This window comes from Pelomonas sp. KK5 (assembly GCF_001984095.1).
Lineage (GTDB): Bacteria > Pseudomonadota > Gammaproteobacteria > Burkholderiales > Burkholderiaceae_C > KK5.
On the sequence record NZ_LYVQ01000273.1, the window covers coordinates 1 to 7,772 of the forward strand.

Genomic DNA, 7,772 nt, shown 5'->3' on the forward strand with positions numbered 1-7,772 from the left:
CCTGGCCGGCAAGGGCGCGGTGCCCGAGACGCCCGCCCCGATCGCCGACCGCGGCGCGCCGGAGGGCCTGGACCATGTCTGAGCGCATTCCGGTCGATGTGGCCGTCGGCGTGCTGGTCAGGCGCGATGTGGACGGCGTGGAACGCGACTTCCTGCTGACCTCGCGCCCCGAAGGCAAGGTCTACGCCGGCTACTGGGAGTTCCCCGGCGGCAAGCTGGAGGCCGGCGAAACGGTGGAGCAGGCGCTGCGCCGCGAGCTGCACGAGGAGCTGGGCATCACGATCGGCGCGGTCCATCCGTGGAAGGTCGAGATGATGGACTACGCCCACGCGCGGGTGCGGCTGCATTTCTGCAAGGTGTTCGACTGGAGCGGCGAGTTCGAGATGCGCGAGCAGCAGCAGATGGCCTGGGAGAACCTGCCGGTGCAGCAGCAGCCGGTGCTGCCGGGAACCATCCCGGTGCTGCAATGGTTCGCCGCCGAGCGCGGCCACGAAGGCCCGACGCACCGCAGCTGGCTCGACGAGGTGCGCTGGGACGCCGACGGCCTGGTGCCGGTGATCGCGCAGGAGCGGGACAGCGGCGACGTGATGATGTTCGCCTGGATGAACCGCGAGGCGCTGGCGCTGACGGCCGAGAAGGGTGAGGCCGTCTACTGGAGCCGCTCGCGCAGGAAGCTCTGGCACAAGGGCGAGGAATCGGGCCATACCCAGACCGTCCACGAACTGCGCCTGGATTGCGACAATGACGTCGTGCTGATGAAGATCACCCAGCACGGCCATACCCCCGGCATCGCCTGCCACACCGGCCGCCACAGCTGCTTCTTCCAGAAGCTCGAGGGCGGCGTGTGGACGGCGATCGAGCCGGTGCTGAAGGATCCGGAAAGCATTTACAAATGAATGACGACACCCTGCTGAAGCTGGCCGCGGTGATCGAGTCCCGCAAGGGGGGCGATCCCACGCAGAGCTACGTCGCCAAGCTGTTCGACAAGGGCACTGACGCGATCCTGAAGAAGGTCGGCGAGGAGGCCACCGAGCTGGTCATGGCCGCCAAGGACGCCGACCGCCAGAAGATCGTCTACGAGACCGCCGACCTCTGGTTCCACAGCCTGGTGGCGCTGGCCCATTTCGGCCTCGGCCCGCAGGAGGTGCTGGCCGAGCTGGCCCGCCGCGAGGGCCTGTCGGGCCTGCAGGAATTCGCCCAGCGCAAGGAGAAATGAAGCGATGAGCCACGACCCGAACTGCATCTTCTGCAAGATCGCCGCCGGCCAGATCCCGTCCAAGAAGGTCTACGAGGACGAGCAGGTGCTGGTCTTCCACGACATCCACCCCTGGGCGCCGGTGCACGTGCTGATCATCCCGAAGCAGCACATCGCCTCGATGACCGAGGTCACCCGCGAGCACGCGGCGCTGCTGGGCCACATGAACGCGCTGGTGCCCGAACTGATGCGCGAACTGGGCGTGACCAACGGTTACCGCACGGTGATGAACACCGGCCCGGACGGCGGCCAGGAGGTCTATCACCTGCATCTGCACGCGATGGGCGGCCCTCGCCCGTGGGCCAAGGGTTGATCCCTGGCTTGATTCCCAGGGTTGCACCCTCAAATGACTGACACGTGCGCCCTCTAGAATCGGGCCATTCGTTTCGAGGAGAAAGATTATGGGTTCCTTCAGCATCTGGCACTGGCTCATCGTGCTCCTGATCGTCGTGATGGTTTTCGGCACCAAGAAGCTGAAGAACGTCGGCCAGGATCTGGGCTCCGCCGTCAAGGGCTTCAAGGACGGCATGAAGGACGGCGCGGCGACCGAGGCGCCCAAGCAGGTCGCGGCCGACCCGAACACCGTCGACGTCGACGCCAAGACCAAGTCCTGATCGGCTGACGACAAGACATGCTCGATCTCGGCCTGGACAAGATGGCGCTGATCGGCGCCGTGGCGCTGATCGTGATCGGCCCGGAGCGCCTGCCGCGCGTCGCCCGCACCGTGGGCGCCCTGCTGGGCAAGGCGCAGCGCTACGTGGCCGATGTGAAAGCCGAGGTCAACCGCTCGATCGAGCTGGAAGAGCTCAAGAAGATGAAGACCTCGATGGAGGACGCGGCCCGCAATGTGCAGGACACCGTCCACAACGAGATCCACACCGCCAGCCAGGCCTTCGAGCAGACCTGGGCCGAGGCGACTTCCGGCCTGAACGATACCGAGGCCGGCAGCGATGCCGCCGCCTACAGCGGCCTGGGCTGGCAGCCCAGCTACAAGCATCCGAAGAAGAACTGGCGGCTCAAGCGCGGCGCCACGCCGCAGTGGTACAAGCAGCAGGCCGGCGTCCGGCGCAACGTGCAATCGGGCGCGGCGCGGGTCGCGCGCTTCCGCCCACCGGGCCAGCGCGCCTGACCAAGCAAATCCATGAGCGATGACAAGAAGCCCGACGACGAACTCGCCGGCACCGAGCAGCCTTTCGTCTCCCACCTGATCGAGCTGCGCGACCGCCTGCTGCGCGCAACGCTGGCGGTCCTGTTCTGCTTCGGCGTGCTGGCCATCTACCCGGGCCCCGGCGCGCTGTACGACCTGCTGGCCCAGCCACTGGTGCAGCACCTGCCGGCCGGCTCCAAGCTGATCGCCACCAATGTGATCTCGCCCTTCATGGTGCCGCTGAAGATCACGCTGCTGGCCGGCTTCTTCGTCGCCTTGCCCTTCGTGCTCTACCAGGTCTGGGCCTTCGTCGCCCCGGGTCTGTACTCGCACGAGAAGCGCCTGGTGCTGCCGCTGGTGGTGTCCAGCACGGCGCTGTTCTTCGCCGGCGTGGCCTTCTGCTACTTCTTCGTCTTCGGCAAGGTCTTCACCTTCATCCAGAGCTTCGCGCCCAAGAGCATCACCGCGGCGCCGGACATCGAGGCCTACCTCAGCTTCGTGATGTCCATGTTCATCGCCTTCGGCGCCGCCTTCGAGGTGCCGGTGATCGTCGTCGTCGTCGTGCGCATGGGCCTGCTGACCGTGGACAAGCTGCGCGAGTGGCGCGGCTACTTCATCGTCATCGCCTTCGTCGTGGCGGCGGTGCTGACGCCGCCGGACGTGGTGTCCCAGCTCTCGCTGGCGATCCCGATGTGCCTGCTCTACGAGCTGGGCATCTTCGCGGCGACCTACTTCGTGCGCTACTCGAAGGCGCCCGACAGCGAAGAGACGACGTCCTCGACCTGAGCGGCTACTCCGGGTCGGCGTCGTCCGCCGGCGCCTGCTGCGGCTGCGGCGGACGCAGGCCCACGGTCAGGTGCAGTTCCATCTGCTTCGCGCCACGCTGCACGGACAGCACCGTATCGCTGGCCGGCTTCAGCGCCGCCACCGCGGCCAGCAGCTGGGCCGGCGTCATCACCGCGCGGCTGCCCACCTTCACCAGCACGTCGCCGGGCTTCACGCCCGCCTTGGCGGCAGGCGCCCCGGCTAGCACGCCGCTGACCAGCACGCCTTCGCTGATCGGCAGCTTGAAGGCCTGGGCGAACTCGGGCGTCAGCTCGCGGGTCTGCACGCCGATCCAACCGCGCGCCACCTGCCCGTCGCGCAGCAGCGCCTCCATGATCTGGCGCGCGGTAGTGACCGGGATCGCGAAGCCGATGCCCAGCGAGCCGCCCGAGCGCGAGAAGATGGCGGTGTTGATGCCCACCAGATTGCCCTCGGCATCGACCAGCGCACCGCCCGAATTGCCGGGGTTGATCGCCGCATCGGTCTGGATGAAGTTCTCGAAGGTGTTGATGCCCAGCTGCGTGCGGCCCAGCGCGCTGACGATGCCGGAGGTGACCGTCTGCCCCACGTTGAACGGGTTGCCGATGGCCAGCACCGCGTCGCCGACCTGCAGGCCGTCCGCATCGCCCAGGCGGATCACCGGCAGCTTGTCGAGAGGGATCTTCAACAGCGCCACGTCGGTCTCGGGGTCGGTGCCGATCAGCGTGGCGCGGGCCTGGCGGCCGTCGTTCAGGCGCACCTCGATGTCGGTGGCGCCTTCGATCACGTGGTTGTTGGTCAGCAGGTAGCCGTCGGGCGAGACGATCACGCCCGAGCCCAGGCCCTGGTTGGGCGGGCGAGGCCCCTCGGGAATCAGGCCGCGGTGCAGGCGACGGATGGCCGGGCTGTCGGCCCGCGCGGAGCTGACGCGGATGCTGACCACCGCCGGCGAGGCCCGGCGGGCGGCCAGGCTGAAGCCGGGATGGACGGCACCGGGCTTGTCGACGCCGGTCGGTGCAGTGAGCAGGCGTACCGGCGCGGTCAGTGCGGGCTTGGCGTTAGGCGACACCGGCTGCGGCTGCAGCCAGCCCGGCCGCAGGGTGTTCAGCACGAACACGAAGGCCAGGGCCACCGTGGTGGCCTGGGCGAAAATCAGCCATAGTCTGCGCACTAATGAACTCCGCTCCGCACATGACGCATCGCAAGGATCTCGCCCGGCACCTGGACACCTTGCTGGACGCCCAACGCTTCAAGGATTATGGGCCGAACGGCCTGCAGGTCGAGGGTCGCGACGAGATTCGGCATGTCGTCTGCGGGGTCACCGCCAGCCTGGCGCTGATCGACGCGGCCATCGAGGCCAGGGCCGATGCGATCCTGGTCCACCACGGCCTGTTCTGGCGCGGCCAGGACGGCCGCGTCACCGGCTGGATGAAGCAGCGCCTGGCGAAGCTGCTGGCCCATGAGATCAACCTGTTTGCCTACCACCTGCCGCTGGATGCGCACCCGGAGCTCGGCAACAACGCCCAGCTGGGCCGGCAGTTCGGCTGGCGCGCCGATGGCCGCTTCGGCGACCAGGACCTGGGCTTCATCGGCCCGCTGGATGCGGCGAGCCTTGAGGCGCTAACGGCGAAGATGAGCGGCGTGCTGGGCCGCCAGCTCGTGGCGGTGCCGGGGGATGGACGCCCGCTGCGCCGCGTCGCCTGGTGCACCGGCGGCGCGCAGGGCTTCTTCGAGGCCGCCATCGCCGCCGGGGCCGACGTCTACGTCACCGGCGAGATCTCCGAGCCGCAGGCCCACTATGCGGCCGAGACCGGCGTGGCCTACATCGCCGCCGGCCACCACGCCACCGAGCGCTACGGCGTGCAGGCGGTTGCGGCACAGGCCGCGGCGGAACTGGGCCTGAGCCAGCAGTTCATCGACATCGCGAACCCGGCATGAGCGCGGAACAGGCCCCGTTGCTGTTGACGATGGGCGATGCCTGCGGCATCGGGCCCGAGATCTGCGTGGCGGCCTGGCTGGCCGAGCAGCGCGGCGACCTCTGCGTCGTCGGCGACGTGGCGGTGATGCGCCGCGCGATCGGCTGGCTGGGCCTGACGCTGCCGGTCGCGCACTTGGCCTCGCCGGCCGAACTGCCGACGGTGCCGCCCGGCTGCCTGCCGGTCTGGCAGCCGCACGAGTTGCCGGCGGGCCTGGTCGACAGCCCGGTGGGCCAGGTCGATGCCGCCGCCGGCGCCGCGGCCGGCCAGTGCATCGAGGCCGCGGTGCGGGCGGTGCAGGCTGGCGAGGGCGCGGCCATCGTCACCGCGCCGATCCACAAGGAGGCCTTCTACCAGGCCGGCATCGAGTACCCCGGCCACACCGAGATGCTGCAGGCGCTGGCCGCGCGCAACGGCGTGCTGCCGCCGGTGCGGATGATGCTGGCCAACGAGGAGCTGCGCACGGTGCTGGTGACGATCCACTGCTCGCTGCGCCAGGCGATCGAGCAGATCAACCAGGACAGCGTGTTGCAGACCTTGCGCATCGCCGATGCCGCGCTGCGCCGCTACGGCATCGCCAAGCCCCGCATCGCGGTGTCGGGCCTCAATCCGCATGCCGGCGAGGGCGGCCTGTTCGGCAGCGAGGAGATCGACCACATCGCCCCGGCGGTGGCGGCCGGCCGTGCCGAGGGCATCGACGCGCGCGGGCCCTATGCGCCCGATACGGTCTTCATGCGTGCCCGCACCGGCGAGTTCGACGTGGTGGTCTCGATGATCCACGACCACGGGCTGATCGCGGTGAAGTACCTGGGGGTGGAGCAGGGCGTCAACGTGACGCTGGGCCTGCCCTTCGTGCGCACCAGCCCGGACCATGGGACGGCCTTCGACATCGCCGGCAAGGGCGTGGCCGATGCGTCGAGCATGCGGGCGGCGATCCGGATGGCTCGGACGATGGCCGGGCAGTGACGGGCGTCAGTGCTGCGGCGCGGTCGCGGGGCTGCCCAGCGCGGCCAGCTGCTTGCGCGCCCGTGCGGTGGCCCGCTCCAGCAGGTAGGCGTTCTCGAAGGCGCGCAGGCGGCCGCTGTCGCACAGGCGCTTGAGCATGCGGGCCGTCATCGTGACGGTTTCCTGCTGCTTGTGGCCCTGGGTGAAGATGAAGAAGCTGCGGCCGGCGCTGATGTGGGCCAGGCGCACCTTGTGCCAGTTGTCGCCGGTGTTCATCTGGTAGGCGAAGCCCAGCTGCAGGTGGTCGATCAGCAGGGCGCCCTGGCTCGGCTCGGGGGCCTCGGTGGCGGCGGGCAGGCCGTCGATGCTGATGTCCACCGCCTGCAGCGGCTGCTGTTCCGCCTCGCCGCCGAGGTCGATGTCCACCTGGCCGTTCCAGTCCACGCCGGCCTCGTCCACCAGGCCCAGGCTGCGTGCCTCGGCGGGGGAGAGTCGGGCGCCCATGTCCAGGTCCTGCGGCACGGTGATCGGCGCGTCGGACGGGGTCAGGTCTTGCTCGGCCGGCGGAGCGCATCCGAAGACCTGGTCCAGCTGGCGCACCAGCAGGTTGGTGTCCAGCGCGCTGGGGGCCTGGCCCTTCAGCGATTCGGCATGGGCGGGCAGCAGCTGGCCGAAGAATTCCTTGCGGGCCGGTTCGGGCCAGCCGATCAGGTCCAGGCCCTCGTTGAGCGTGCGCATCAGCTGCGGCAGCTCGCCCAGGAAGGCCTTGCGCGCGGCCGAGCCGCCCTTGGGCTGCACGCTCATCACCAGCTCGCGGCCGAGCTGGCGCAGGCGCAGCGCGCGTTCCGGCGCCCACTCGCGCGAGGCCAGCACGATCGCCTGGCTCCACACCTGGGCCAGGAAGGCGCGCAGGAATTCCTCCATCGGCACCGCGGCCAGCGAGGCGTGCAGCTGCTGGGCGTAGCGCTGCTGCAGGCGCAGGTCGGTTTCCTTGCGGGCCACCAGTTCGGCGACATCGCCGTGGGCCTTCATGGCCTGGGCGGTCTGCTCGCTGATGAAGGCTTCGAGCGCGTCGAGCTGGGTCTCGTAGACGTCCATGCGCTCGAAGTCGCCGTTGGCCACGTCCTGGACCAGGTCGCGCACGTGAGCGAGGAATTCCCTGCCCGGGCTCTCGCTGAAGTCGTCGAAGGCGCAGGCCAGCGAGGCCATGCGGTTGACGAAGCGCCGCACCGGATGGCGGCGCGAGGAGAAGAATGTCGGGTCGCCCAGCGCCACGCGCAGCACCGGCAGCTGCAGCCGCGCGATCAGCCGTGCCATCTGCGGCGGCACCTTGTTGTCGGCCAGGATCTGGTCGAACAGGCTGCCGACGACGTCGATCACCATGTGATCCAGCCGGCCGGTGGAGGCCTGGCGCAGTTCCTCGCGGTGCTGGTGGATCAGGTTGGGCGGCATCGGCGCCGACTGCCAGTGCGCGTCGCCGACCGGATCGGCCCAGGCGCGGGCCGCCTCCATCGCCAGCGGGTGCTGATGAAGCTCACCCGGTTGCGTGAAGCTGGTGGCGGGGATCTGCGACAGGCGGCGCAGCAGGTCCATCATCTGCGCGTCCATCGGGGCCAGGCCGCCGCCGCGGGTGTAGGGTCCCGGG

General features: G+C 69.5%; 10 protein-coding genes and 1 pseudogene. 9 read left to right on the forward strand and 2 right to left on the reverse strand.

The genetic code is table 11. The features are described from left to right. Positions 1–74: 74 nt before the first annotated feature. From B0W88_RS34990 to tatC, 7 genes and pseudogenes are all read left to right on the forward strand, one after another. Positions 75–506: pseudogene (locus B0W88_RS34990) on the forward strand (NUDIX domain-containing protein); the annotation flags it as partial. Positions 507–524: 18 nt separating this feature from the next. After that, entirely contained in the window at positions 525–896 is a 372-nt protein-coding gene (hisI, locus tag B0W88_RS34530) for a phosphoribosyl-AMP cyclohydrolase (RefSeq protein WP_233151867.1), read from the forward strand. Next, positions 893–1,216 (forward strand): phosphoribosyl-ATP diphosphatase, encoded by a 324-nt coding sequence (locus B0W88_RS27650; RefSeq protein ID WP_077037781.1) that lies wholly within the window; start codon positions 893–895, stop codon positions 1,214–1,216. Before hisI ends, B0W88_RS27650 begins: the two co-directional genes overlap by 4 nt. 4 nt (positions 1,217–1,220) lie before the next feature. Next, a complete protein-coding gene (locus B0W88_RS27655; protein WP_077037782.1) occupies positions 1,221–1,568 on the forward strand; it encodes a histidine triad nucleotide-binding protein in 348 nt (115 codons plus the stop codon). 88 nt (positions 1,569–1,656) lie between these two features. Then, on the forward strand, positions 1,657–1,869 hold the full coding sequence (tatA, locus tag B0W88_RS27660) for a Sec-independent protein translocase subunit TatA (protein WP_077037783.1): 213 nt from the start codon (positions 1,657–1,659) through the stop codon (positions 1,867–1,869). A gap of 17 nt (positions 1,870–1,886) precedes the next feature. After that, a complete protein-coding gene (tatB, locus tag B0W88_RS27665; protein WP_077037784.1) occupies positions 1,887–2,384 on the forward strand; it encodes a Sec-independent protein translocase protein TatB in 498 nt (165 codons plus the stop codon). Positions 2,385–2,396: 12 nt separating this feature from the next. Beyond that, positions 2,397–3,188, forward strand: a complete 792-nt coding sequence (gene tatC, locus B0W88_RS27670; RefSeq protein WP_077037785.1) for a twin-arginine translocase subunit TatC — start codon at positions 2,397–2,399, stop codon at positions 3,186–3,188. 4 nt (positions 3,189–3,192) lie between these two features. On the opposite strand, the gene B0W88_RS27675 is transcribed toward tatC, so the two are convergent. Further along, entirely contained in the window at positions 3,193–4,377 is a 1,185-nt protein-coding gene (locus B0W88_RS27675; RefSeq protein WP_077037786.1) for a S1C family serine protease, read from the reverse strand. Between the two features lie 20 nt (positions 4,378–4,397). Between B0W88_RS27675 and B0W88_RS27680 the strand changes: the two genes are divergently transcribed. Continuing rightward, on the forward strand, positions 4,398–5,144 hold the full coding sequence (locus tag B0W88_RS27680) for a Nif3-like dinuclear metal center hexameric protein (RefSeq protein WP_077037787.1): 747 nt from the start codon (positions 4,398–4,400) through the stop codon (positions 5,142–5,144). Further along, a complete protein-coding gene (gene pdxA / locus B0W88_RS27685; protein WP_077037788.1) occupies positions 5,141–6,148 on the forward strand; it encodes a 4-hydroxythreonine-4-phosphate dehydrogenase PdxA in 1,008 nt (335 codons plus the stop codon). Before B0W88_RS27680 ends, pdxA begins: the two co-directional genes overlap by 4 nt. 6 nt (positions 6,149–6,154) lie before the next feature. On the opposite strand, the gene B0W88_RS27690 is transcribed toward pdxA, so the two are convergent. Continuing rightward, positions 6,155–7,772: DUF1631 family protein (locus B0W88_RS27690; RefSeq protein WP_144007007.1), on the reverse strand; the 1,618-nt coding region annotated here is incomplete at its 5' end.